We start from the raw sequence: 23,876 nt of genomic DNA, 5'->3' as shown, positions 1-23,876 counted from the left end.
CCGCCCGGCGCCGCCCTCACCCCGTACCGCCCCCGCGCACCCCACCCCGCCCCACTCACCGCGCATCGCGTATCGCGCATACGTTCGATTAAGGCGTACGCTGGTCCCATGACCAGGCACCTCCAGCGCTCGCTCTTCGACCAGGCCGACGAGCTGCGGATCGGCTCCCTGGACGGCGTCCGCCGGACCGTGCTCGGCGCGGGCGCCTGGATCGACGTGCTGCCCGGCTGGCTGACCGGCGCCGACACCCTGTTCGAACGGCTCGCGGCGGAGGTGCCGTGGCGGGCCGAGCGACGGCAGATGTACGACCAGGTGGTGGACGTGCCCCGGCTGCTCGCCTTCTACGGCGCGGGCGACCCGCTGCCCGACCCGGTCCTCGACGAGGCGCGCGCCGCCCTCACCGCGCACTACGCGGACGAGCTGGGCGAGCCCTTCGTGACCGCCGGGCTCTGTCACTACCGCGACGGCCGGGACAGCGTCGCCTGGCACGGCGACCGCGTCGGGCGGGGCGCCCGCGAGGACACCATGGTCGCCATCCTCTCCGTGGGCGCGCCCCGCGACCTGCTGCTGCGCCCGGTGCGCGGCGGCGACTCGGTGCGGCGGCCCCTGGGCCACGGCGACCTGATCGTGATGGGCGGCTCCTGCCAGCGGACCTGGGAGCACTGCGTCCCGAAGTCGGCGCGCGCGACGGGCCCCCGGATCAGCGTGCAGTTCCGGCCGCGCGGCGTGCGGTAGGCGCCCGAGGGGGGACCGCCTCACCGATGCCACCGGCCCCTCGTGTATCACTGAGCGCGTCCCTCCCCCGATCCCACCCGAGGACGATCATGCGCGCGGACGTACGGCACGTGGCGGACGGCATCCACCTGGTCCACGGCGGCCACACGAACTGGGTGATCCTCACCGAGGGCGACGCCGTCACCCTCGTCGACACCGGCTACCCCGGCGACCGGCGGCTGCTGCTGGACTCCCTGGCCGCCGTGGGCAGTTCACCGGAGGCCGTCACCGCCGTCCTCGTCACCCACGCCCACAACGACCACCTGGGCTCCGCCGAGCACCTGCGCGCGACGTACGGCACGCCCGTCGTGCTGCATCCGGCCGAGGTGCCGCACGCGCGGCGGGAGTTCCTCCAGCAGGTCAGCCCCGGCGCGGTCCTGCGCAACCTGTGGCGGCCGGGCGTCCTGCCGTGGACGGCGCACGTCATGCGGGTGGGCGGCATGGCGCAGCACCCGGTGCTGGAGCCCGAGGCGTTCCCGGCGGACGGCGGCGCGCTGGACCTGCCGGGGCGTCCGGTGCCCGTGCACACGCCGGGCCACACGGACGGGCACACGGTGTTCCATCTGCCGCACGCCGGGGTCGTCGTCTCCGGTGACGCGCTGGTGACCGGGCACCGCATCGCGCGGGCGCGGGGACCGCAGCTGCTGCCCGACATGTTCCACCACGAGCGGGACCGCGCGGTGGCCTCCCTCGACGTGATCGCGGACCTGCCGGGCGACGTCCTGCTGCCGGGGCACGGGCCGGTGCACCGGGGAGCGGTCCGGGAGGCGGCGCGGCGGGCGGCCGAGCAGGCCGTCTAAGGTTCTGGCCATGGCTTTGCAGATCAGCGCCACCAACCCGGAGCACCCGGCCCTCCTGCTGGAGCTGCCCTGGCACCTCCCGCTGGTGGAGTGGCCGGACGAGGTCCTCGTACCGCTGCCGCGCGGCATCTCCCGCCACGTGGTGCGCTACGCGCGCGCGGGCGACGAGGTCATCGCCGTCAAGGAGCTGGCCCGGCGCCCGGCGCTGCGCGAGTACGAGCTGCTGCGCGACCTGGACCGGCTCGGCATCCCCGCCGTCGACCCGCTGGCCGTCGTCACCGGCCGCCTGGACGACGCGGGCGAGGACCTGGAACCGGTGCTGGTCACCCGGCATCTCGGCGGGTCGATGCCGTACCGGTCGATGTTCGAGACGACGATGCGCCCGGCGACCATGCACCGGCTGATGGACGCCCTGGCGGTGCTGCTGGTGCGGCTGCACCTCGCCGGGTTCGCGTGGGGCGACTGCTCGCTGTCCAACACCCTGTTCCGGCGCGACGCGGGCGCCTACGCCGCCTATCTCGTCGACGCCGAGACGGGCGACCTGCACCCGCGCCTCAGCCCCGGGCAGCGCGACTACGACCTCGACCTGGCGCGGGTGAACATCAGCGGGGAACTGCTCGACCTGGAGGCGTCGGGCGCCCTGCACCCGTCGGTCGACCCGATCGCGTTCGGCACCGAGATCTGCGCCCGCTACGGCGGCCTCTGGGAGGAGCTGACCCGCGTCTCCGTCTACCCGGCGGGCAAGTACCACTACATCGAGCGCCGCATCCGCCGCCTGAACGAGCTGGGCTTCGACGTGGCCGAGATGCAGATCGAGCACTCCTCCAACGGCGACACGGTCACCTTCGTGCCGAAGGTCGTCGACGCGGGCCACCACCAGCGGCAGTTGCTGCGGCTGACCGGCCTGGACACCGAGGAGAACCAGGCCAGGCGGCTGCTGAACGACCTGGAGAGCTGGATGGCCACCCAGGACGACTACGCGCCGGGCGACCCCCTCGCGGCCCGCCCGGAGGTCCTGGCGCACCGCTGGGTGCGGGACGTGTTCCGGCCGACCGTGCGGGCGGTGCCGCTGGACCTGCGCGGCTCGATGGACGCGGCCGAGATCTACCACGAGCTGCTCGAACACCGCTGGTACCTGTCGGAGCGGGCCCAGTCGGACATCGGCCTGGACACGGCCGTGGAGGACTACATCTCGCGGATTCTGCCGAAGGCGCGGGAGACGTTGGAGCCGACCGTCCCGGAGTGAACCGGGGGCCGCGCTCCAGCGTGCGGACGTCCCGGCGGCTCAGCCCTGCGGGACCACCGCGACCGGGCAGCCCGCGTGGTGCAGCACGCCGTGCGCGACGGAGCCGACGCGCGCGCCGACCGCCGTGCGCCGGGCCCGGCGCCCGACCACGACCAGCTGGGCCCGCCCGGCGACCGACAGCAGCACCTGGCCCGCGCTGCCGATCTCCACGTGCTCCACGACGTGCACGTCGGGGAACCGCTCCCGCCAGGGCGCGAGCGCCTCGGCGAGCGCCTTGCGCTCGTACGGCTCCAGGCCGCCCGCGTCGTCGAGGAGCTTCAGCGAGGCGGGGCTGTAGGCGAAGACCGGCGGCAGCGTCCAGGCGCGGACCGCGCGGACGGCGGCGCCGCGCGCGGCGGCCGTCTCGAACGCGAACCGCAGGACGGCGGCGCTGTCCTCGGGGTCGCCGTCCTGGCCGACGACGATCTCGTGGCCCGCGACCTCGGCGGCGGGGCTGTCCCCGGCGCGGACCAGGACGACCGGGCAGCGGGCCCCGGCGACCACCTGCTGGCCGACCGACCCGAGGAGGAACCCGACGACCGCGCCGTGGCCGCGCGAGCCGAGCACCAGCGTCCCGGCGTCCGCGGCGGCGGCGAGCAGGGTCTCGGCCGGGTCGTCGCCCGCCACGACCTCCGTGGTCACCGCGAGGCCGGGGTGGCGCGCGCCGATGTCCTCGACGGCCGCCCGGACGGCCTCGCGCGCGCCCGCCTCCTGGACGTCCCGGCCGACCGCCGCCGCCGCGGTGTGCTCCTCGAACCGCCAGGCGTGCACGACCCGCAGCGCCACGTCCCGCCGTACGGCCTCCCTCGCCGCCCAGGCGAGCGCCGCGCGGCTCTCGTCCGTCCCGTCGACGCCTGCCGTGATCGGGCCCGTCATCCCGCCGCCTCCTCGTGTCGTACGTGTCGCGCGCGCCGCACGGTCCACGGCTGCCGCCGCCGTACGCGCCGCGCGCGCGGCGAACACCTGTCCCGGCGTTCGCGTGGTGGCCCCCAGTCTTCCGCACTACCCTCCCCGTCATGACCTTGGAATGGGAACAGGTGGTCGTGGACGCCGCCGACCCCGTGGCGCTGGGCCGCTGGTGGGCCGAGGCGCTGGGCTGGGTCGTGCTGAACGACGAGCCGGACGAGTTCGAGATCCGCCCCGCGCCGGACCGGCTGCCGGGCATCATCTTCGAGCCCGTGCCGGAGGCGAAGAGCGGCAAGAACCGGCTGCACCTGGACTTCCGCCCGGTCGACCAGCGCGCGGAGGTCGACCGCCTGCTGGCCCTCGGCGCCCGCCCTGCGGACGTCGGCCAGGGCGAACAGACGTGGGTGGTGCTCGCCGATCCGGAGGGCAACGAGTTCTGTGTGCTGAGCCCGCGCCGCACCGGGACCGGGTGACCCCCCGGCCGGGAGGGGGGACCTCTCACGTCGTCGCTGGTGCAGCCGGTGGAGCAGGAGCCAGCCGCAGATCCGCTCGACCGCCCAGCGTTTCGGGATCGTGGTGAAGCCCCTGGTCCCGGCCTTGCGGGCGGTGATCCGCATGTCGGTGCCGAGGGTCGCGGCGTGCTCGACGAGGTGACCAGGACGGCGAGGAGGAGTCCGAGCGTGTCGGTGACGATGCTCCGCTTCCGGCCCACGATCTTCTTTCCGGCGTCGACACCCTGTCCGGCAGCGGGGACGCTGGTACCGGTCAGCCAGCCCCGGTCGAGGCCACATCGGCTGTCGGTGCGAGTTGCCGTCGCAGGCGACCGCGGATGATCTCCTCGGCGTCCTCCACGATCGTACGGACCACCGTTTCGCAGCTCTCCACGCGCTCGATGAGGCCCTGGGCCTGTCCGGCCCACCACATGCCACCCTCGACATCGCCTTCTTGGAGCACCCGCCGTCTGCCACGTCTGCCGGAGGCGAGTTCGGCGACATCGGAAAAGGCGGCCCCAGGTCGCGCGCCTATGCGTGCGATGTCCTGCGAGACCGTGTTCCGCGCCACCCGGGCGGTGTTGCCGAACTCCCGGAAGACGATCTGGGTGCCGCGCTCGTCGTTCGCGACGATCTGCGCCTTCACGTTCGGGTGGATCGGCGCCTCCTCGGTCGCTTCGAACCGGGTTCCCATGTTGATGGCGCACGCCCCGAGCGCCAGGGCCGCGACGAGGCCACTGCCGGTGGCGAAGCCACCCGACGCGATGACCGGGATGCGCAACCTGCGCGCGGCCGCCGGGATCAGAACGAGGCCGGGGACGTCGTCCTGGCCGGGGTGTCCGGCACACTCGAATCCGTCGATGCTGACGGCATCGACGCCGAGGGCCTCGGCCTTGAGCGCGTGCCGGACGGCAACGGCCTTATGTACGACCTTCACTCCTGCCTCACGGAACGCGGGCAGGTGCGGAGCCGGGTTGCTGCCGGCCGTCTCCACGACTTTCACACCCGAGTCGATGATGGCTGCCCGGTATTCGTCATAGGGCACCGGCTCGATGGTGGGAAGGATGGTGAAGTTGACGCCGAAGGGTCTGTCGGTCAGATCACGACAGCGCGCGATCTCCTGTGCGAGGGCCTCTGGGGTGGGCTGGGTCAGTGCGCTGAGGAAACCCAGCGCACCGGCGTTCGCAACGGCCGAGATCAGCTCCGCGGTCCCCACCGCAAGCATTCCGCCGCACACGATGGGGTGCTCGACCCCGAACATCTCCGTGAACTCGTTGTGGAAGCTCATGTCACTCCTGATGCCAGAGCTGGGAAGCGGGCTGCCCCGCGTGAGGGGATCGCCCGAGGTCGTGGTCAGAGGCGGCGCGAGATGATGAGACGCATGATGTCCGAAGTGCCCTCCTCGATCTCCTCCAGCTTGGCGTCGCGCATCCACTGCTCGACCGGGTATTCGCGCGAGTAGCCCCAGCCACCGAGGGTCTGCACGGCGCCCCAGGTCACGGCCATCGCGGTTTCCGATGCCTGGAGCTTGGCCATGGCGGCCAGCTTGGCGACGTCGGCTCCGGCGTCCCGTTGACGTGCCGCGTGCAGTGTGAGCAGCCAGGCGGACTCGATGCGAGTCGCCATGTCGGCCAGTCGAAAGGCGACGGCTTGGTGCTCGATGATCGGCTTGCCGAACTGGTTCCGTTCACGGGCGTACTGGAGCGCGTATTCGTAGGCGGCGCGCGCCGATCCGGTCGCCGCGGCGGCCAGCACGATGCGTGAGACGTCGAACGTCTTCATCAGGCCGCGAAAACCCTGCCCCTCATCGCCGAGGCGATCGGATTCGGGGACGAAGACCTCGTCGAGGAAGATCTCGCGGCAGACGATGGCACGCTGCCCCATCTTGCGCATCGGCGCTCCGAAAGTCAGCCCCTCGACGCCCTTGCGCAGCAGGAAGGCGGTGACTCCCGAGGACCGCGCGGTGGAGTCGGTCTTGGCGAAGACGACATACTGGTCGGCCAAGCCCGCGTTGGAGATCCACGCCTTCTGGCCGTTGAGTGAGTAGCCGCCGTCGACCCGGGTGGCGGTCGTGACGATGGACGCTGCGTCGGAGCCCGCCCCCGGTTCGGTTGTCGCCAGAGCGGTGTAGAGCGGCTTCGGCCCGGCGAGGGGACGCAGCCACTCCTCCTTCTGCCGGTCGGTGCCCAGTTCCAGCAGCGGATCGGCGAAGAAGCCGTTGGAACAGACGAAGTTGCCGATCGCCGGGTCGCCCCAGCACATCTGCTCCTGGACCAGACACTGGGTGAAGACATCGGTGAATCCGCCACCGCCGTACTCCTCGGGCAGCATGAAGTCGGTGATGCCGACCTTGGCCGCCGCCTGGAAGATGTCCAAGGGGGACTCGACGTCGCGCTCGTCGACCTCGCGGCCGCGGGGTCGGATCTCGTTCGTCGCGAACTCTCGGCACAGCTCAACGATCGAATGCTGCTCATCGGTCAGCGGCCAGGGTTCAGTGGATGTGCTCACGCGATTGCTCCTGCTTCTTCATGGTTTTCCCGGTGGTGGTTCACCCCGGAGGTTCCTGGTGTTTCTGGCGCGGTACGAGAGACGACGAGTGCGTCCACGGCCAAGGCGCCCTCGGGTCCGACCCGGATCGGGTTCACCTCGATGTCCTCGACACAGGAGTCGGCCGCGATCGCTTCGGACGTGACGACGATCGCGTCGATCAGTGCCTCGATGTCGACCGCCGGCTGTCCTCGCCAGCCGTCGAGGAGTCGGCGCGATCGCAGCCGGTCCAGCATCGCGGCCGCCGTGCGCCGGTCGACCGGTGCCAGCTCGACGGATACGTCTCGCCACAGCTCGGCCCGTACTCCCCCATGGCCCACGGCGACGGTGGGTCCGAAGTCACGGTCCCGGCGTGCGCCGATCAGCATCTCGACGACTCCGTGCCGGGTGTCCTGCTCCTCGACGACGTAGTCGCCTGAACCGAGCCGTTCGCGCATCTCGCCGAACTCCGCCGCAGCGGTGTCCGCTGTCAGTCCCGTCCTGATGGCGTCATGTTCGCTCTTGTGCTCGATCCACCCGGCCTTGAGCACCAGGGGTGGTCGCAGGGTCCTGCACGCCTCCAGCAACTCGGCCGTATCGGTGACGCGTCTCGCGTCGGGCATCGCGATGCCTCGCGCCGTCAGGTACTCGCGTGCCGCCCAGTAGCCGGGCGCCGGTGCGGCCGCCCGGCTCCGCGTGATCGCCGGGTGACGGCCGGGTTGCCCGCCGATGCGGGCCGCTCGGCCCAACGCACCGAGAGCCGCGTCGATGGTGTCGAAGGCCGGGATGCGGTGCTCCCGCATACGGGCGACCGCGGGTGAGGACGCACTCATGCTGTGCACGATCAGGGGTACGTGTGATTCGGCCGCTTCACGGGTCTTCCGGCCGAGGCGGTCGATCACAGCGAACTCCGCGTTCATGAGGCCCGGCGAGTCCTCGCCGTAGCAGCCGAGATATCCCGACACGACGATCGAGTCGACCTCACCTGAGGCGGCCACCAGCTCGACGACCCTCGCGTAGACCTGAAGGTCCGCTTCTCCCGCGCCCGCGAGATCCACCGGATCGGACACCGCGGCCGAGGCGGGGAGCACGGCACGCAGGCGTGCCTGGAGCACGTCGGTGAAATCCGGCACCACGAACCCGTGGGCGGCGGCGATGTCGGCGGCGATGCCACCCTGGCCGCCGCTGTCGCTGATGATCGCCACCCGGCGTCCGAGCGGCGGGGCGGTCGCGTCGAGAACGCGGGCCACGTCGACGAGTTCGCGTGGCGTCGCGACCCGAAGGGCCCCCGAGGCCCGGCACGCGGCGTCGACGACGTCGAGCGCCGAGGTCATCGACCCGGTGTGGGACCGCGCGAGCCGACGGCTTCCTTCACTCGCGCCGGTGGTGAGCACCAGTACGTGCTTGCCCGCACGGCGGAGGTCCTTCAGTGCGGCGACGATCCGCGCTCCGGCGGCAAAGCTCTCCAGATAGAGCGCCACCGTGGTGGTGTGCTCGTCGGCGACGAGGGATTCGAGTACGTCGGCGGCGCCCAGGTCGAGCTGATTGCCGACCGAACAGAAGCGCGACACGCCAAGGCCGGCCCGTGCGCCGAGGCCGGCGATCTCGGAGCCGAGCTGGCCGCTCTGCGAGACGATCGCGAGGTTCCCCGGCATGAAATTCCCCCAGGCGAGCTGAAGGTTCGTGGCGCCGTTGAACAGGCCCAGGCTGTTCGGCCCGACCATCCGCGCGCCCGCGCGGCTCAGCATCGCGGCAAGTTCGTCCTCCTCTGTGCCGAGCCCTGCCGTGATCCCCAGGAACGCGCGGCATCCCTTGGCGAGCGCGTCGCGGACGACAGACAGGACGTGTTCGGCCGGCACGCACAGGACGACGAGCTCGGGAGTGTCCGGCAGGTCGCTCACAGCAGGAGCGCACGGATGGCCGAGGACCTGTGAGGCGCGGCGGTTGACCAGCCACACCCGACGTCGGCCGGCTCCCGCGAGGGCGCCGGCGGCGAGCCAGTAGCCCCACTTGGCACGGTCCTCGGTGGCGCCGACGACAGCGACGGACGAAGGGTCGACGAAGGCACGGGGGAAGAGCACGGACGGTCTCCCGGATTCGGGGGGCGCGGAAACTGCGGGCCCGGGAAGGGTGGGCGGGCCGGTGCGAGGGTCGGTACGGTCGAACGAATCAGGCATGGGGGTTCACCCCGGTACGCGCGTCCACCGCCGTGTGGACGAGCCGTTTGTTCACGAACTCGCTCATTCCGGTAGGGCCCAGTTCTCGGCCGAAGCCGGAACGCTTGATACCGCCGAAAGGCAGCTCGGGTCCGTCTCCGTACGGAGTGTTGACGTTGACCATGCCGGTCTCCAGCCGGTCCGCGACGCGGCGCGCTCGCTGGGGATCGGCGCTGAACACGGCAGCGCCGAGCCCGTACGCGGAGGAGTTGGCCAGTGCGACCGCGTGATCGTCGTGTGTCACGCGGTAGACGACGGCCACCGGTCCGAAGAGCTCCTCGTGGTAGGCACGCATGCCCTCGCTGACGTCCACCAGGACGGCGGGACTGTAGCGAGCTGACCCGTCTCGTGCCAGAACACCGCCGGCGAGCAGCCGGGCGCCCTTGGCGACCGCGTCGTCGACCTGGGCGGCGAGGGTCTCCGCCGCCGGGCGGGAGGCCATCGGCGGGTGCGTGACGCTGTCGACGGCGTCGGCCTCGGCCACGAGCGCGGCGACGAACGCGTCGTAGATGTCCGCCATCACCAGCATGCGCTTGTTCGAGGTGCATGCCTGCCCGTTGTTGTGGATGCGCGTGCGCCATGCCAGGGCTGCCACGGCGGCCACGTCGGCGGAGTCGAGCACGATGAACGGGTCCGAGCCGCCCAGTTCGAGCACGCATTTCTTCAGGTGCCGGCCGGCGGCTGCGGCGACGGCCGACCCGGCGCGTTCAGATCCCGTCAGCGAGACGCCCTGGACGCGAACATCGGCGATGAGGGAGCTGATTTGCCCATGGGTGGCGAACACATTGAGGTAGGCGCCACGGGGCAGACCGGCGTCGAGCATGACCTCCTCGAGCGTGCGCGCGGTGAGGGGAACCGACTCGGCATGCTTGATGATCACGGTGTTGCCCAGTACCAGATTCGGGGCAGCGAATCGCACCACCTGATAGCACGGGTAATTCCAGGGCATGATGCCCAACAGGGGCCCGATCGGGCGGGACTGCACGATCGCACGACCTTCACCGCGGGACGGAAGTTCCTCGTCCGCAACGAGTCCAGGTCCTTGGTCCGCGTAGTAGTCGAAAATCGACGCGCAGTACTCGATCTCCTCGACCCCTTCGGAGAGAGGTTTACCCATTTCCAGGCGCATGGTCCGGGCCAGCTCGTGCGCACGATGGAGCAGCGCGGCCCCCGCTCGGCGGACGAGATGCGCGCGTTCGGCGACGGGGCGGTCGCGCCAGCCGAGGTACGCGGCGTGCGCGGCGTTGAGAGTCTCGTCGACCTCCGCGTCGGTGGCGCACGGGAAAGACCGGACCGGCTCGCCGGTTGCGGGATCGACAACCCGATAGGCGGGCTGTCTCACGCCAGAGAGGGCCATTGGGAACCAACCTCACGGTGGGGAGTGCAAGAAGCGGGATGGAAGGCCGCGGTGAAGGAAGGCTGAACTCAGTCCTGGGATGCGGTAGCAGTACGACGTCGGAAGAAGTCGGGGTACAGGCGTCGGCAGATCAGCAGGGCGAGCAGTCCCAGGAGAATCGTTCCGGTGCCGACCACGAACGTGCCGCCGACGCGGGTTCCCGATGAGAACGGGAGAGACCAGCTGGTGCCGCTCTCCGCGGGATTCCATGCGTGGACCAGGCTCCAGGCCCCCGCGGCGAGCAGGACAACCCCGCCGACCATGGGGAAGATGACGCGCAGCCAGAGATCCGTAGCACCGGCGCGCCACTGGGCGCGGTACGCCCAGGCGGAGGTGAGGCCGGTGAGCCCGTAGTAGAACGCGATCATCACCCCGCAGGCAGACACCGCGTCGCCGATGACGAGACCGTGGCCGAGGAAGTTCATCGCGACGTACACGACCGCGCCGACGACACCGACCGTGATCGTTCCGACGTGCGGAATGCGGAATCGCGGGTGTACCCGGGCCAGCGCGCGAGGGAGCGCGCCTTGATCGCCCATCGACAGCATGGTGCGGCTCAGGGTCAGCACGGTCGTCTCCGTCGAGGCGGCTGCCGATGTGAGGACCATGAGGATCAGCAGGTGCCACAGCACCGAGCCGAAACCGCTCGCCCCGAACACCGCGGTGCCGAAGGCGTACAGGACGTCGCCGGAGTTGTCCGGGTTGTTCAGGCCGATCCCGGTGTCGCCGATGCCGGCGAAGGAAATCGCGGCGAAGGTGGCGATCAGGTAGAGGGTCACCAGCAGAACCGTGGAACAGGTCGCGGCGCGGCCGGGAATGCGGCGCCGGTCGGTGGTCTCCTCGTTCACGGTGAGCGCTGTTTCCCATCCCCAGTAGATGAACAGCATGAGCACCAGGCCGCTGACGAACGCGCTCAGGGATCCGCTCTCGAACGGATTGAGCCAGGACAGCTGCGGCCGGTGCATCCCGGTCGGCGCGGTGCCGGCGTAGACGCGGGCGAGCGCGACGACGGACAGCGCCAGAAGCATGCCGAACTCGAGGAACAACAGGGCACGCTGCACCGCGGCCGCGATCTCGATACCGCGATAGCAGATGAGGGTCATCAGCACGAGCCAGCCGAGCCCGGCCAGCAGCACCCGCCAGTCCGCCGGAGCTGAACCGATACCTTCCGCGCCCGCCAGCAGGAACACGTACTGCCCGGCGACCTGCGCGAGGCTGCCCATGACGAGGACGAAGGACGCGATGATCGCCCAACCGCCCAGGAACCCGAGGTTCGGATGGAGAACGCGCGAGGCCCAGGTGAAGATCGTGCCGCAGTCCGGATCACGCCGGTTGAGCGCGGCATAGCCGAAGGAGACGAAGAGGATCGGGACGAAGGCGAGCATGACCACGGCCGGGGCCTGGAAGCCGACGTACCCGACGACGAAAGCCAGAGTCGCGGTGAGGCTGTAGGCAGGCGCCGCGGACGCCACGGCAAGGATCACGCTCGTGGCCATGCCGAGCGCGCCGGAGCGGAGGCCCTTGTCGGAAGGCTCGGTGTCGATCCCCTCCGTGTCGCGGCGGAGTTCCTGCACAGAGGCAAGATCCGGATCTTGTCGATATTGCGATCTTCGGGTCATCGCTACTCCCAATCTTAGGGATTTACAGGCATGAACAACCAAGCGCAACGACTGATCTGCGAATCAGCCTGACCATGGCGCGGGGCGCCGTCAAGACGTGGATCGCAACTTTCTGAATGCATTGACTCGTCAGTCAATCTTGCGACACAGTGGCAGCTGTGACCACACAAGAGATTTCTGCCGTCGACACCGAGGTCGTGGTCGTGGGCGCCGGATACGCGGGACTGACCACCGCGTGGCGGCTTGCTGACGCCGGGATCGACGTTGTCGTGCTCGAAGCCGCTGACCGGGTGGGCGGTCGCGTATTCAGCCAGATGAGTCCGTCCGGGGTGCGCATCGACCATGGAGGGCAGTGGATCGGGCCGAGTCAGCGACGCTTCCACGCGCTGGCGGCCCGGTTCGGCTGCTCGACATTCCCGACCTGGGAAACCGGTCTGCACATCGAAATCCGCGACGACGGCACCAGCGTGGACTACGCGGGCGCCGCACCGGACACCGGCCCCGGGATCGCGGAATACGCACGCGTGACCGCGATGCTCGACGATCTCGCCGGCACCGTCGACCTCGACCGGCCTTGGGCCACCCCGCAGTTCGCGGAATTCGATGCCCGGTCGGCCGAGGACTTCTTCCGCGAGCAGACCGACGACGCGGACGCTCTCCGTCGGCTGGCGCTCGCCGTTCAGGGCGTCTGGTGCGCCGAACCACGTGAGATCTCTTTCTTCCACGTGTTGTTCTATCTGGCGTCGGGCGGTGGGTACGAGCAACTGATGGAGACCCGCGGCTGCGCGCAGGACGCCCGGTTCTCCGATGGGGCGGACGCGGTGGCCCGAGCGCTCGCGAAGTCACTGAGGGGAAAGATCCGGCTGGAGGAGCCCGTGCTGTCGATCCGGCAGACCGCACACGGGGTAGAGGCATTCACCGGCCGTACGGTCGTTCGCGCTGGGCGAGCCGTGGTCACCGTGCCCCCGGCAGCGGTCGAGCGCATGACGTTCGACCCGGCTCTGCCACCTGGGCGGCGCGGCTGGATACGCCACTCACCGATGGGTCGGGTCGCGAAGGTACACGCCGTCTACGACGAACCCTTCTGGCGCGCGGCCGGACGCTCCGGGATCGCGACGTTCTACGGTGAAAACCCCGTCGGCGTGGTCTTCGACAACTCTCCCGAGGACGCCTCGCGCGGAGTGCTCGTCGCATTCGTGTACGGCGACCGACTCGACCGCTGGGCCGCCTCGGGCGACACCGAACGCCGCCGCGACGTACTGACCGCGCTGTCCGCCGTGGTCGGAGCACGAGCGGGGGAACCGATCGGCTACGTCGAGAAGATCTGGCCCCGGACAGGCTGGACCATCGGGGGCTACGAGTGTTTCGTGACCCCGGGCGGCTGGACCGCCTACGGGCGGGACGGGTGGCGGGAACCGTCCGGACGTGTCCACTGGGCCGGGACCGAGACCGCATCGGTGTGGAACGGCTACATCGACGGGGCGATCTCGTCGGGCGAGCGTGCCGCGGACGAGGTGATCAGCGCGCTGAATGCCGCGGAGAGCGCAAGGCATTCGGGGTGAACCACCGTGCCTGACATACTTGCCAGATTATGACCACGATGGAGAACCGGCCGGCATCCGCGTCTGCCGATCTGCCGGCAAGGGTACGGACGGCGATCCAGGCTGCCGCGCTCTCCCAGCGCGAACTCGCCCACCGCATCAGGATGGATCCGACCGCCCTGTCCAAGGCGCTGCGCGGGACGCGGCGGCTGCGTGACGAGGAGGTCACCGCGATCGCGAAGGTCTGTGGCGTATCGGTGGCCTATCTGACCGAGGGATCCGGTCCCGCGCCCGTTCTTCCGCCCGAGAACGGGCGCGACCGGGCGCAGCCGGTGACGGCACAGGAGCGGCGAGACCAGATCCTCCAGGCCGCAACCGCGCTCATCGCGCGCCGCGGCTATCACAACGTGCGCGTCTCGGACATCGCCCGCTACTGCGGGACCAGTACTGCGACGGTGCATTACCACTTCCCGAGCAAAGAAGCCACGTTGCACGCCGCGCTGGAGTACTACGCCCAGCGGTTCCGCGCGCGGCTCGACGAGGAGTTCGGCCGGGCGAGTTCCGCACGTGACAAGCTGCGCCGCCTGATCGAGGTACAGCTGCCTCTCACTGCCGATGACATCGACGAGTGGTCGGTGTGGATCCAATTCTGGAACCAGGCGATGCTCGAACCGGGGTTGCGGCCTGCCCAGCAGCAGATCTACTCGGGCTGGTATCGGGTCGTGGTGGAACTGCTCCACGAGTGCCGGTCCGAACACAGTCTGGCGCCCGAGGCGGACATCGAAGTACTCGCCGACCAATTCACCGCGATGGTCGACGGCCTGGCGATCCAGATTCTCGCCAATTCGACTGCGATGCAGCCGGACCGGATGCGTTCGCTTCTGCTGCGGTCCTTCGAACCGCACATCGATCTCACCTGAAGGTCGTGAGAGAACGTCTGGGATAAAGCATTCCTTCTGTAAGGGTGGGATGTCGCGGGCTGAGACGTTGTGGGTGGAGACGTTACCCGCGCCCGCATGGGCCGACGATGAGGGGCAGTCCGCCCGCGTCCGGCAGGACGTGCATCTCGGAACCCGGAACCCGCGGTGGGCCGTCGACTTCGATATCCCGAAGCACGGTGGCAGCGCCCGCCAGGCACATCCGCTGACCAGAACGTAGATGATCGCTGCGAATAGCGTCTCATCAGGCGTGTCCCGCGTCCCGCCGCCTTGCGGGCGCCCGGTCGCCGATGCGGCACCAGCGGTGCCGTGCTCGGCGAGGGCGCGTACGGGCTCTGGTGGTCGCCTGCCCGCAAGCGCTCACGTGCTGTCCGGATCGCCGTTGCCGTCGCCGTGGCCCCTCCCCGTCACGTACGGTCGTTTTATGGCACCTGAGAGGTCCACCGCAAGTGTGATTCTGACCGTGGACGACGACCCGGGGGTCTCCCGCGCCGTCGCCCGTGACCTGCGGCGCCGCTACGGCGCCGGGTACCGCGTCGTGCGCGCCGAATCCGGCGAGTCGGCGCTGGAGGCGCTGCGTGAGCTGAAGCTCCGCGGTGACCTGGTGGCCGTGATCCTCGCCGACTACCGGATGCCGCAGATGAACGGCATCGAGTTCCTGGAACAGGCCATCGACGTCTATCCGGGCGCGCGCCGGGTCCTGCTGACCGCGTACGCCGACACCAACGCGGCGATCGACGCGATCAACGTGGTCGACCTGGACCACTACCTGCTCAAGCCCTGGGACCCGCCGGAGGAGAAGCTCTACCCGGTCCTGGACGACCTGCTGGCCGCCTGGCGGGCCAGTGACCACCGTCCGGTGCCCGCCACGAAGGTCGTCGGGCACCGCTGGTCGGCGCGCTCCTCGGAGGTGCGGGAGTTCCTGGCCCGTAACCAGGTGCCCTACCGCTGGTACTCCGCGGACGAGCCCGAGGGGCGGCGGCTGCTGGAGGCGGCGGGCGCGGACGGGCAGCGGCTGCCGCTGGTGATCACCCCGGAGGGCGCCCCGCTGGTCGAGCCGGATCCGCCGGAGCTGGCCGCGCGCGTGGGGCTGGCCACGACCCCGGCCGCCGAGTTCTACGACCTGGTGGTGATCGGCGGCGGCCCGGCCGGGCTCGGCGCGGCCGTCTACGGCGCCTCCGAGGGGCTGCGGACGGTGCTGGTGGAGCGGTCGGCGACCGGCGGCCAGGCCGGGCAGAGCAGCCGTATCGAGAACTACCTGGGCTTCCCCGACGGGGTGTCCGGCGGGCAGCTCACCGACCGGGCGCGCCGCCAGGCGCACAAGTTCGGCGCGGAGATCCTCACCGCGCGCGAGGTGACCGGCCTGGAGGTGAACGGCAGCGCGCGCGTGGTGCGCTTCTCCGACGGGTCGGCCGTCGCCGCGCACAGCGTCATCCTCGCCACCGGTGTGTCGTACCGGCAGCTGGCGGCGCCCGGCTGCGACGACCTGACGGGCTGCGGCGTGTACTACGGCTCCTCGCTCACCGAGGCCGCCTCCTGCCAGGGGCAGGACGTGTACATCGTGGGCGGCGCCAACTCGGCGGGCCAGGCGGCGATGTACCTCGCGCGCGGCGCGAAGTCGGTGACGCTCCTGGTGCGCGGGGAGTCCCTGGCGGCGTCCATGTCGTACTACCTGATCCAGCAGATCGAGGAGGCGCCGAACATCACGGTGCGCGCCCGGACCGTGGTGGAGTCGGCGCACGGGGACGAGCACCTGGAGCAGCTGACGCTGCGGGACGTGGACAGCGGGGCGACCGAGCTGGTCGACGCGCAGTGGATGTTCGTGTTCATCGGCGCGGCCCCGCTGACCGGCTGGCTGGACGGCACGGTGCTGCGGGACGGGCGGGGCTTCATCCTGGCCGGGCCCGACCTGACGCCGGACGGGCGGCCGCCGGCGGAGTGGGAGCTGGACCGGCCGCCGTACCACCTGGAGACCAACATTCCCGGCGTGTTCGTGGCGGGCGACGCGCGCGCGGAGTCCGCGAAGCGGGTCGCGTCCGCCGTCGGAGAGGGAGCCATGGCCGTGATGCTCGTCCACCGTTACCTGGAGCAGTCGTGACCGGGCGGGTGCCGCCCTGCGACCCGCGGGAGATCGGCTCGCTGTTCCTGTTCGAGAAGCTCACCCCCGAGCAGCTGGGGCGGCTGTGCGCCGAGGGGCGGGTGGAGCGCTTCGAGCCCGGCCCGGTCTACACCGAGGGCGACCCGGCGACCTGCTTCTACGTGATGATCGAGGGCACCGTCGTGCTGTACCGCCGGGTCGGCGGCGACGACGTCGAGGTCAGCCGCACCTCGCAGCCCGGCGTGTACTCGGGCGCCATGCAGGCCTACCTGGGCGACCGGGTGCCGCAGGTCTACAACAACTCGATGCGGGTGACCGAGCCGACCCGGTTCTTCGTGCTGCCCGCGCAGTCGTTCGCGGACATCATGCAGGAGTGGTTCCCGATGGCCGCGCACCTGTTGGAGGGGCTGTTCTTCGGCGCGAAGAGCACCCAGCGCGCCATCGGCCAGCGCGAACGGCTGCTGGCCCTCGGCTCGTTGTCGGCCGGGCTGACCCATGAACTCAACAACCCGGCCGCCGCCGCCGTACGGGCCACGGCGACGCTGCGCGAACGCATCGCGAAGATGCGGCACAAGCTGGCCGTGATCGCGCAGGGCGCCTACGCGCCCGAGGTGCTCGCCGGGCTCATCGACATCCAGGAGCGCACCGCGGAGCGCGTCGCCAAGGCGACCGTGCTGAGCCCGCTGGAGGCGTCCGACCGGGAGGACGAGCTGACGGACTGGCTCGACGACCGGGGCATCCCGGACGCCTGGCGGCTCGCGCCGACGTTCGTGCAGGCGGGGCTGGACGTGGACTGGCTGGAGCAGGTCGCGGCGGCCGTCGACGAGGAGATCCTGCCGAGCGCGGTCGGCTGGCTCAACTACACGGTCGAGACCGAGCTGCTGATGGACGAGATCGGCGACTCCACCACCCGCATCTCCCACCTCGTGGACGCCGCCAAGCAGTACTCCCAGCTCGACCGGGCCCCGCACCGCGTCGTCGACGTCCACGAACTCCTCGACAGCACCCTGCTGATGCTGTCGGGGAAGTTCGGCCCCCGCATCACGGTCGTGAAGGACTACGACCGCACGCTGCCGCCGGTGCCCGCCTACCCGGCGGAGCTGAACCAGGTGTGGACGAACCTCATCGACAACGCCGTCTTCGCCATCGGCAGCACCGGCGAGGACGGCACCCTGACGGTCCGTACGGCCCGCGAGGGCGACCGGCTGCTCGTGGAGTTCCGCGACACCGGCCCCGGTGTCCCGGCGGACGTCCGCGGCCGGATCTTCGACCCGTTCTTCACCACCAAGCCGGTCGGCGAGGGCACCGGGCTGGGCCTGGACATCTCCTGGCGGATCGTCGTGAACAAGCATCACGGCGGCCTCCAGGTCGAGTCCGAGCCGGGCGACACCCGCTTCCAGGTGCTGCTCCCGCTGACCGACCCCGACCCCGATTCCGACTCCGACCCCGATTCCGGGCCCGCCGAGGGCAAGAGCGCCGAGGAGACCGTATGACCGACATCGACGGCGTCGACCCGGGCAGCGCGCCGAGCGGCACCGGCTGCGTGGAGTGCGAGGCGGGCGGCGGCTGGTGGTTCCACCTGCGGCGCTGCGCCCAGTGCGGACACATCGGCTGCTGCGACTCCTCGCCCGCCCAGCACGCCACCGCGCACTGGAAGAGCACCGGACACCCGCTGGTGCAGAGCTTCGAGCCGGGCGAGTCCTGGTTCTGGGACTACGACGGCGACGAGCTGTACGAGTCCGGCCCCGACCTGGCGCCGCCCGCCGCGCACCCGGCCGACCAGCCGACGCCGGGACCGGCCGGGCGGGTCCCGGCGGACTGGACGCGCCTCCTCAACCGCTGAGCGGTCGATCCCCGGCCCGCCCGTGCCGGGGATCGCGGTGCGCCGGACGGGCGCCGGGCGGGCCGAACCGCTGCTCAGGGACGCTGTGTCGGTGGCGCGTGCCAGGATGGGGGCGTGCCCCAGATCGCGTTCGCCAGCCCGTTCATCGGCCGGGACGAGGAAGTCGCCCGGCTCCGCGCCGTGCTCGCGCACGCCCGCGCCGGGGAGGCGCGCGCCGTCCTGGTCGCCGGGGACGCGGGCGTCGGCAAGACGCGCGTGCTGGACGAGGTCGCCGCGCTCGCGGCGCGCGCCGGGACGACGGTGCTGACCGGGCACTGCGTGGACCTCGGTGACGTGGGCCTGCCGTATCTGCCGTTCACGGAGATCCTCGGCGTGCTGGCCGCCGACGGGCGCTTCGCGCCGGTCCTGGCCGCGCATCCGGTGGTGGAACGGCTGCTGGGCGCGGGCCCGGACGGCGCCGCGCGGGACGTGGACGGGCGGCTGCGGCTCTTCGAGGGGATCGCGGGGCTGCTGGCGGACCTGTCGGAGGCGGCGCCGCTGCTGCTGGTCCTGGAGGACCTGCACTGGGCCGACCAGTCCTCCCGCGACCTGCTGCGCTTCCTGCTCAGCCGCGGTGTCCTCCAGCGCCCGGCGGGCGGCGCCCCCGCACACCGGCTGACCGTCCTCGCGTCCTACCGCGCCGACGACCTGCACCGCCGCCATCCGCTGCGCCCGCTGCTGGCCGAGCTGGTCCGGCTGCCGGGCGTGGAGCGGCTGGAACTGCGGCCCCTGGCCGACGCCGACGTGGCCCGACTGGTGCGCGCCCTGGAGGAACGCCCGCTGCCGGAGACCACGGTCCGCCGCATCGTGGAGCGCGCCGAGGGCAACGCGTTCTACGCGGAGGAGCTGACCGCCGCGACGGGCGCGGAGGCGGGCGGGGTGCCCAGCGGGCTGGCGGACCTGCTGATGATCCGCGTCGAGCAGCTTTCCGACACCGCCCAGCAGGTGCTGCGCACCGCGTCGGTGGCCGGGCGGCGCGTCGAGCACGACCTGCTGCGGGACGCGATGACGCTGCCGGAGGACGAGCTGGAGGCGGCGCTGCGCGAGGCGGTCGGCCGCCAGCTGCTGGTCGCGGGCGCCGGGGACACGTACGCCTTCCGGCACGCCCTCGCGCGCGAGGCGGTCTACGGCGATCTCCTCCCCGGTGAACGGGCCCGGCTGCACGGGGCGTTCGCCCGGCTGCTCACGGGCCGGGGGCACCGCGCGGAGACCGCCGCCGAGCGCGCCCACCACTACCGGGAGAGCCATGACCCGGCGGAGGCGCTCGCCGCCTCCCTGGAGGCCGCCGACCACGCCCAGCGCGTCGGGGCGCCCGCCGAGGAGCTGCGGCATCTGGAGACCGTCCTCGACCTGTGGCCCGCGGTCGACGGGGAACGGCGGCCCGCGGGCGAGGGCGTGGAGCGGGTCACGCTGATGCTGCGGGCCTCGGCGGCGGCCGCGCACGCCGGGGAGTCGCACCGCGCGGTGTCCCTCACCCGGGCGGCGCTCGCGGGCGTGGGACAGAACGCCGACTCCGAGCTGGGCGCCCGCGTGCGGTACACGCTGGCGGGCAACCTGATCGGCGTCGACAGCCTGGCCGCCGCGTTCGCGTACAGCAGTGAGGCGCTGGCGATGATCCCCGCCGACCCGCCGTCGCCGACCTGGGTGTGGGCGGCGGCCACCCACGTGCTGGCGGCCCGTCAGGTCGGGGACGACGCGACCGCGCTGCGGGTGGCGCGCGAGGCGCTGCCGGTGGCGGAGCGGCTGCAGGTGACGGCGGCGCGCGCGGACCTGCTGATCTCGCTGGCCACCCTGGAGGGCGGCGGGCGGCGCAGCCCGGAGGGCCGGACCCGGCTGCGGGAGGCCCGCGACCTCGCCCGCGACGCCGGGCACGCGCCGGTGGAGATGCGCGCCCTGTTCAACCTGGCCATCGGATGCTACGAGGCGGGTGAGCTGGAGGAGTGCCTGCCGTGGCTCGCGGAGGGCCTGGAGCGGGCCCGGCGGGCGGGACTGCTGTCGTCGCCGTACCCGCTGGAGATGCGGTATCTGCAACTGCTGCTGATGTACGCGCTGGGCCGCTGGGACGAGTGTCTGCGGACCGCGGAGACCGACCTGGCCGCCCTGCCCGCGTCGGGCGGGTACGCGCTCGCGCCCGCGCTGTACGTCCGGCTGGCGCGCGGCGAGGCGGGCGCGGAGGAGGGGGCGGGGGCGCTGGTGGCGGGCGCCTTCGACTGGATGGCGGCGCTGGTCGCGGGGATCGCGCTGACCGACGCGGCGGCGCTGCGGGGCGACGCCGCGGAGGCGGTGGCGCGGGCGCGGTCGTCGGTCGCGGCGCTGAGCGAGGGCGCGGGCGGTCCCCCGGACGTGGCGGTGCGGCTGGCCGCGCTGGCGCTGGCGGCGGTGGCCGACGCGGCGGTGGCGGCCCGGCTCGCCGGGGACGGCGCGACGGCCGACCGCTGGTCGGCGGAGGCGGACGCGCTGTGCGCGCTGGCGCGGTCGGTGGCCCTGCGCGACGGCCGGAGCCGCACGGAGGACAAGGGCGAGCCGGGTGCCCGGGACGACCGCGACGGCGGGGGCGACCCCGGCGCGCGGGAGGACGTCGGGTGCGGGGCCGCGCAGGGGCCGGAGGGGCTGGCCTGGCTGGCGCGCGCACAGGCCGAGCGGGCGCGGGCTGCGGGCGAGCCGGACGCGGAGTTCTGGGCGGCGGCGGTGGACGCGTTCGCGTTCGGCGACGTGTACGAGCGGGCGCGGTGCCGTGTGCGGCTGGCCGAGGCGCTGCTGACGGCGGGCCGTCGCGAGGAGGCCGCGGAGGCGGCGCGCGCCGCGCGGGAGACGGCCGTGGAGCTGGGCGCGACGCCACTGGTGGAGCGGGTGGACGCGCTGGTCCGCCGGGGGCGGCTGGTGGCGGCCCCGGCGGACCGCGCGGGCGCCGCCGGGCTCACGGCCCGCGAGCAGGAGGTGCTGCGGCTGCTCGCGGAGGGTCGCAGCAACCGCCAGATCGGGGAGACGCTGTTCATCACCGGCAAGACGGCCAGCGTGCACGTCTCGCACATCCTGGCCAAGCTCGGCGCGTCGACCCGGACGGAGGCGGTGTCGGTCGCCCACCGGGACGGCCTGCTGTGACGGGCCGCCGTAGCCGCTGTGAGGGGCCGCCGCGAGCAGCCGCGGTGGCCGCTGTGACGGGACCCGGCCGTGGGGCGGGTCCCGTCGTGGCCCAGGGGGTGTGCCGGGGTCAGCGCCTCGGGGTGTTGGCGGCGGTCACGTTGACCGCGGCCCAGGACCGGTCGACGGCCTTGTAGGCGGCGCTGGTGGCGCCGTACAGGTCCTTCGCGGCCTTGAGGGTGGCGACGCGCGCGTCGTGGAAGTCGGTCGTGGAGACCATGTACCGGGTGAGCGCGCGGTAGTAGATCGCGGTGGCCTTGGTCCGGCCGATGCCCTTGACGGGGGCGCCGTCGTAGGTGGGCGAGTTGTAGGTGACGCTGCCGATCTTCTTGCGTCCGCTGCCCTCGGCGAGGAGGTAGTAGGCGTGCGAGGAGACCCCGGAACCGGCGTGCACCTCGGCGTCGTCGGCGGCGGGCGACCAGTAGTCGATGGCGCCCTCCAGCACGTCGAGGGACGGCTTGTCGAGGCGGCGCAGGAACCTCTGGTCGAGGCCCAGCTTCTCGCCGACGAGGTAGTTCGGCGGGTTCTTCGGGTTGTTCGCGCTGAACTCGACGGCGGAGCCGAAGATGTCGGCGAGGGACTCGTTGAGGGAGCCGGGTTCGCCGTACTGGTAGCCGTCGGCGTCGACGAAGGTGGGCTCCAGACGGGCCGTGGCGTCGACGACGCCGTGGGTCAGCTCGTGGCCGGTGACGTCGAGGACGACGAGGGGCTTCTTGAGGAAGACGCCGTCTCCGTCGCCGTACAGCATGCAGCCGCAGGCCGGGTCCCAGAAGGCGTTACCGACCTTCTTGCCGAAGTGGACGAGGGCCCGCGCGCCCTTGCCGTTGTTGGCGATGCCCTTGCGGCCGAACGTCTTCTTGTAGAAGTCGAGGGTCTTGGTGACGCCGTACTGGGCGTCGACGGCGGCGGTGACGCGGCTGGAGACGGCGCCGTTGCCCCACTTGTTGGTGGTGCTGGTGATCTTCTTGCCGCGGGCGAAGCTCTCCAGTTCCTGGTTCTTCGCGTCGCGGGTCTCGGTGCCCCAGCGGGTGGGGTCCTTGAGGAGGTAGCTGGTGCGCGCGGTGCGGGTGGTGGTCAGCGCGACCTTCCCGGCGAACAGGGAGGCGCCGGTGCCCTTGGCGGTGGCCGGGTAGCGGGCCGCCGCACCGGCCGGGGGCGCCGCGGTCAGTCCGGCGGCCGGGGCGGTGCCGGTCTGCGGGTCGAGGGCGTCGCCGTGCGCGCGCAGCGCGTCGCGCAGCCGGGGGGAGACGAACTCCTCCTGGTCGGGCACGTTGCTGCGGACGCGGCCGGTGAGCGCGTCGACGACGACCGTGCGGGAGCCGCCGGCCTCGGTGGTGTCGCTGCCGGTGACCCGGACCTGGTACGCGAGGGCGGTGGTGGTGCCGCGCGCGTCGACGACGAGTTCGGCGGCGGCCGCCTCGCCCCGCGCGACGGCGGCGGCCTTCGCCTCGGCCTGACCGGCCGTCAGGACGGCGCGCGCGGCGGCCGGGGCGACGGTGTGGTCGGCGGCGCGGGTGACGCCCGTGTAGGCGAGGGCGCGGTCCAGGTGGACGACGAGGTCGCCGCCGAGGACGGGCATCCCCTGGTGGGTGCGGACGAACCGGACGTGGCGCGCGCCTTCCGGGTCGATCAGCACGTCCTGCACGCGCAGTGCGTCGCCCCGGACGAGACCGGTGGCGGCGGCGTGCGCGAAGGCGGCGGTGCGGGCCGCGCGGACGACGGCCGTCTCCGACGCGGTGGCGGTGGTGCCCGCCGTGGCGGCGGTGCCGGGCCGTCCGGTGGCCGGGGCCGCGGAGGCCGTGCCGGCCAGGCCCGTGGCGGCCGTCGTCACGGCGACGGCGACCGCCAGGGTGCGTATGTGTGCTCTCCGCACTGGTGAGGGTTCCTTCGTTCCTAGCGGCCGGGTCGCCCGACCGCCGTGCGGCAGGGCGCTCATGGGCGCCCCGGGGCCGGTCCGGCCCCTGAAGCGCCCACCCTTACGGAGAAGGCATGTGCATGTAAAGCTGATTCTGGACGCTTTACGACGCGTTCGTGCCTGTATCCGGCGGATCACGCCGTTCTGGGACCGGCCGACGACCGGCGGGTGACCGATCGTGTGCCGCACAGGGAGAGGTGACGGATCGCCAGAGGGTTCCGCGATGAGGATGTGATCGATGTCGCACCGGCCGGGCCGCGGCCCGTCGGGAGCGACGGGCGGCTCACGGCGTGCGGCGGTCGGCGTGCGACGTCCAGCGGGCGGCATGCGGCGGGCGGCGTCCAGCGG

17 protein-coding genes and 2 pseudogenes are annotated in these 23,876 nt (G+C 72.1%); 10 read left to right on the top strand and 9 right to left on the bottom strand.

The features are described from left to right. Positions 1-108 precede the first annotated feature (108 nt). From ACIQPQ_RS27880 to ACIQPQ_RS27870, 3 genes are all read left to right on the top strand, one after another. Positions 109-735 (top strand): alpha-ketoglutarate-dependent dioxygenase AlkB, encoded by a 627-nt coding sequence (locus ACIQPQ_RS27880; RefSeq protein ID WP_383777452.1) that lies wholly within the window; start codon positions 109-111, stop codon positions 733-735. A gap of 89 nt (positions 736-824) precedes the next feature. Continuing rightward, entirely contained in the window at positions 825-1,574 is a 750-nt protein-coding gene (locus ACIQPQ_RS27875; RefSeq protein ID WP_401308852.1) for an MBL fold metallo-hydrolase, read from the top strand. A 10-nt stretch (positions 1,575-1,584) separates the two neighbouring features. Then, positions 1,585-2,820, top strand: a complete 1,236-nt coding sequence (locus tag ACIQPQ_RS27870; RefSeq protein WP_401308849.1) for a DUF4032 domain-containing protein — start codon at positions 1,585-1,587, stop codon at positions 2,818-2,820. A 39-nt stretch (positions 2,821-2,859) separates the two neighbouring features. Here ACIQPQ_RS27870 and ACIQPQ_RS27865 read toward each other — a convergent pair whose 3' ends face one another. Further along, on the bottom strand, positions 2,860-3,735 hold the full coding sequence (locus tag ACIQPQ_RS27865; RefSeq protein WP_401308846.1) for a universal stress protein: 876 nt from the start codon (positions 3,733-3,735) through the stop codon (positions 2,860-2,862). Positions 3,736-3,875: 140 nt separating this feature from the next. Between ACIQPQ_RS27865 and ACIQPQ_RS27860 the strand changes: the two genes are divergently transcribed. Further along, on the top strand, positions 3,876-4,238 hold the full coding sequence (locus tag ACIQPQ_RS27860; RefSeq protein WP_401308843.1) for a VOC family protein: 363 nt from the start codon (positions 3,876-3,878) through the stop codon (positions 4,236-4,238). A gap of 15 nt (positions 4,239-4,253) precedes the next feature. On the opposite strand, the pseudogene ACIQPQ_RS27855 reads toward ACIQPQ_RS27860, so the two are convergent. From ACIQPQ_RS27855 to ACIQPQ_RS27830, 6 genes and pseudogenes are all read right to left on the bottom strand, one after another. Then, positions 4,254-4,561: pseudogene (locus tag ACIQPQ_RS27855) on the bottom strand (IS5/IS1182 family transposase); the annotation flags it as partial. Continuing rightward, on the bottom strand, positions 4,531-5,544 hold the full coding sequence (locus ACIQPQ_RS27850) for an NAD(P)H-dependent flavin oxidoreductase (RefSeq protein ID WP_401308840.1): 1,014 nt from the start codon (positions 5,542-5,544) through the stop codon (positions 4,531-4,533). The gene ACIQPQ_RS27850 and the pseudogene ACIQPQ_RS27855, both read right to left, overlap by 31 nt. A gap of 65 nt (positions 5,545-5,609) precedes the next feature. Beyond that, entirely contained in the window at positions 5,610-6,764 is a 1,155-nt protein-coding gene (locus ACIQPQ_RS27845; RefSeq protein ID WP_401308837.1) for an acyl-CoA dehydrogenase family protein, read from the bottom strand. Further along, entirely contained in the window at positions 6,761-8,863 is a 2,103-nt protein-coding gene (locus ACIQPQ_RS27840; RefSeq protein WP_401308834.1) for an acetate--CoA ligase family protein, read from the bottom strand. The genes ACIQPQ_RS27845 and ACIQPQ_RS27840 overlap by 4 nt, the downstream gene beginning before the upstream one ends. An 88-nt stretch (positions 8,864-8,951) precedes the next feature. After that, the gene (locus ACIQPQ_RS27835; RefSeq protein WP_401308831.1) at positions 8,952-10,355 is read right to left on the bottom strand and encodes an aldehyde dehydrogenase family protein; all 1,404 of its coding nucleotides are present in this window, start codon (positions 10,353-10,355) and stop codon (positions 8,952-8,954) included. A gap of 68 nt (positions 10,356-10,423) precedes the next feature. Then, on the bottom strand, positions 10,424-11,968 hold the full coding sequence (locus tag ACIQPQ_RS27830; RefSeq protein WP_401308828.1) for an APC family permease: 1,545 nt from the start codon (positions 11,966-11,968) through the stop codon (positions 10,424-10,426). 203 nt (positions 11,969-12,171) lie between these two features. Between ACIQPQ_RS27830 and ACIQPQ_RS27825 the strand changes: the two genes are divergently transcribed. Further along, positions 12,172-13,575 (top strand): flavin monoamine oxidase family protein, encoded by a 1,404-nt coding sequence (locus ACIQPQ_RS27825; RefSeq protein WP_401308825.1) that lies wholly within the window; start codon positions 12,172-12,174, stop codon positions 13,573-13,575. Positions 13,576-13,604: 29 nt separating this feature from the next. Continuing rightward, complete coding sequence (locus ACIQPQ_RS27820; RefSeq protein WP_401308822.1) at positions 13,605-14,474, top strand: TetR family transcriptional regulator C-terminal domain-containing protein; 870 nt, start codon at positions 13,605-13,607, stop codon at positions 14,472-14,474. 150 nt (positions 14,475-14,624) lie between these two features. On the opposite strand, the pseudogene ACIQPQ_RS27815 reads toward ACIQPQ_RS27820, so the two are convergent. Continuing rightward, positions 14,625-14,771, bottom strand: a pseudogene (locus ACIQPQ_RS27815) (transposase); the annotation flags it as partial. 145 nt (positions 14,772-14,916) lie between these two features. Between ACIQPQ_RS27815 and ACIQPQ_RS27810 the strand changes: the two are divergent. The 4 genes from ACIQPQ_RS27810 (at position 14,917) to ACIQPQ_RS27795 (ending at position 21,574) form a co-directional block, all read left to right on the top strand. Continuing rightward, on the top strand, positions 14,917-16,590 hold the full coding sequence (locus tag ACIQPQ_RS27810; RefSeq protein WP_401308819.1) for an FAD-dependent oxidoreductase: 1,674 nt from the start codon (positions 14,917-14,919) through the stop codon (positions 16,588-16,590). After that, positions 16,587-18,083, top strand: a complete 1,497-nt coding sequence (locus ACIQPQ_RS27805) for an ATP-binding protein (protein WP_401308816.1) — start codon at positions 16,587-16,589, stop codon at positions 18,081-18,083. Before ACIQPQ_RS27810 ends, ACIQPQ_RS27805 begins: the two co-directional genes overlap by 4 nt. Next, complete coding sequence (locus ACIQPQ_RS27800) at positions 18,080-18,433, top strand: UBP-type zinc finger domain-containing protein (RefSeq protein WP_383777442.1); 354 nt, start codon at positions 18,080-18,082, stop codon at positions 18,431-18,433. Before ACIQPQ_RS27805 ends, ACIQPQ_RS27800 begins: the two co-directional genes overlap by 4 nt. A gap of 114 nt (positions 18,434-18,547) precedes the next feature. Further along, the gene (locus ACIQPQ_RS27795; protein WP_401308812.1) at positions 18,548-21,574 is read left to right on the top strand and encodes a helix-turn-helix transcriptional regulator; all 3,027 of its coding nucleotides are present in this window, start codon (positions 18,548-18,550) and stop codon (positions 21,572-21,574) included. 109 nt (positions 21,575-21,683) lie between these two features. Here ACIQPQ_RS27795 and ACIQPQ_RS27790 read toward each other — a convergent pair whose 3' ends face one another. Further along, positions 21,684-23,486, bottom strand: coding sequence for a M4 family metallopeptidase (locus tag ACIQPQ_RS27790; protein ID WP_401308809.1), 1,803 nt, complete (start codon positions 23,484-23,486; stop codon positions 21,684-21,686). Positions 23,487-23,876 lie beyond the last annotated feature (390 nt).

The sequence above is a fragment of the Streptomyces sp. NPDC091281 genome (genome assembly GCF_044757425.1).
In the GTDB taxonomy this organism is placed as follows: domain Bacteria; phylum Actinomycetota; class Actinomycetes; order Streptomycetales; family Streptomycetaceae; genus Streptomyces.
The sequence above is the reverse complement of the archived record's forward strand: the minus strand, read 5'-3'. Positions and strand labels throughout refer to the sequence as shown.

Excerpts from the sequence above, each read along its gene's own strand:
- ACIQPQ_RS27800 (WP_383777442.1), top strand. The coding sequence starts at position 18,080 with ATGACCGACATCGACGGCGTCGACCCGGGCAGCGCGCCGAGCGGCACC.
- ACIQPQ_RS27870 (WP_401308849.1), top strand. The coding sequence starts at position 1,585 with ATGGCTTTGCAGATCAGCGCCACCAACCCGGAGCACCCGGCCCTCCTG.
- ACIQPQ_RS27860 (WP_401308843.1), top strand. The coding sequence starts at position 3,876 with ATGACCTTGGAATGGGAACAGGTGGTCGTGGACGCCGCCGACCCCGTG.
- ACIQPQ_RS27835 (WP_401308831.1), bottom strand. The coding sequence starts at position 10,355 with ATGGCCCTCTCTGGCGTGAGACAGCCCGCCTATCGGGTTGTCGATCCC.
- ACIQPQ_RS27810 (WP_401308819.1), top strand. The coding sequence starts at position 14,917 with ATGGCACCTGAGAGGTCCACCGCAAGTGTGATTCTGACCGTGGACGAC.
- ACIQPQ_RS27820 (WP_401308822.1), top strand. The coding sequence starts at position 13,605 with ATGACCACGATGGAGAACCGGCCGGCATCCGCGTCTGCCGATCTGCCG.
- ACIQPQ_RS27865 (WP_401308846.1), bottom strand. The coding sequence starts at position 3,735 with ATGACGGGCCCGATCACGGCAGGCGTCGACGGGACGGACGAGAGCCGC.
- ACIQPQ_RS27850 (WP_401308840.1), bottom strand. The coding sequence starts at position 5,544 with ATGAGCTTCCACAACGAGTTCACGGAGATGTTCGGGGTCGAGCACCCC.
- ACIQPQ_RS27880 (WP_383777452.1), top strand. The coding sequence starts at position 109 with ATGACCAGGCACCTCCAGCGCTCGCTCTTCGACCAGGCCGACGAGCTG.
- ACIQPQ_RS27875 (WP_401308852.1), top strand. The coding sequence starts at position 825 with ATGCGCGCGGACGTACGGCACGTGGCGGACGGCATCCACCTGGTCCAC.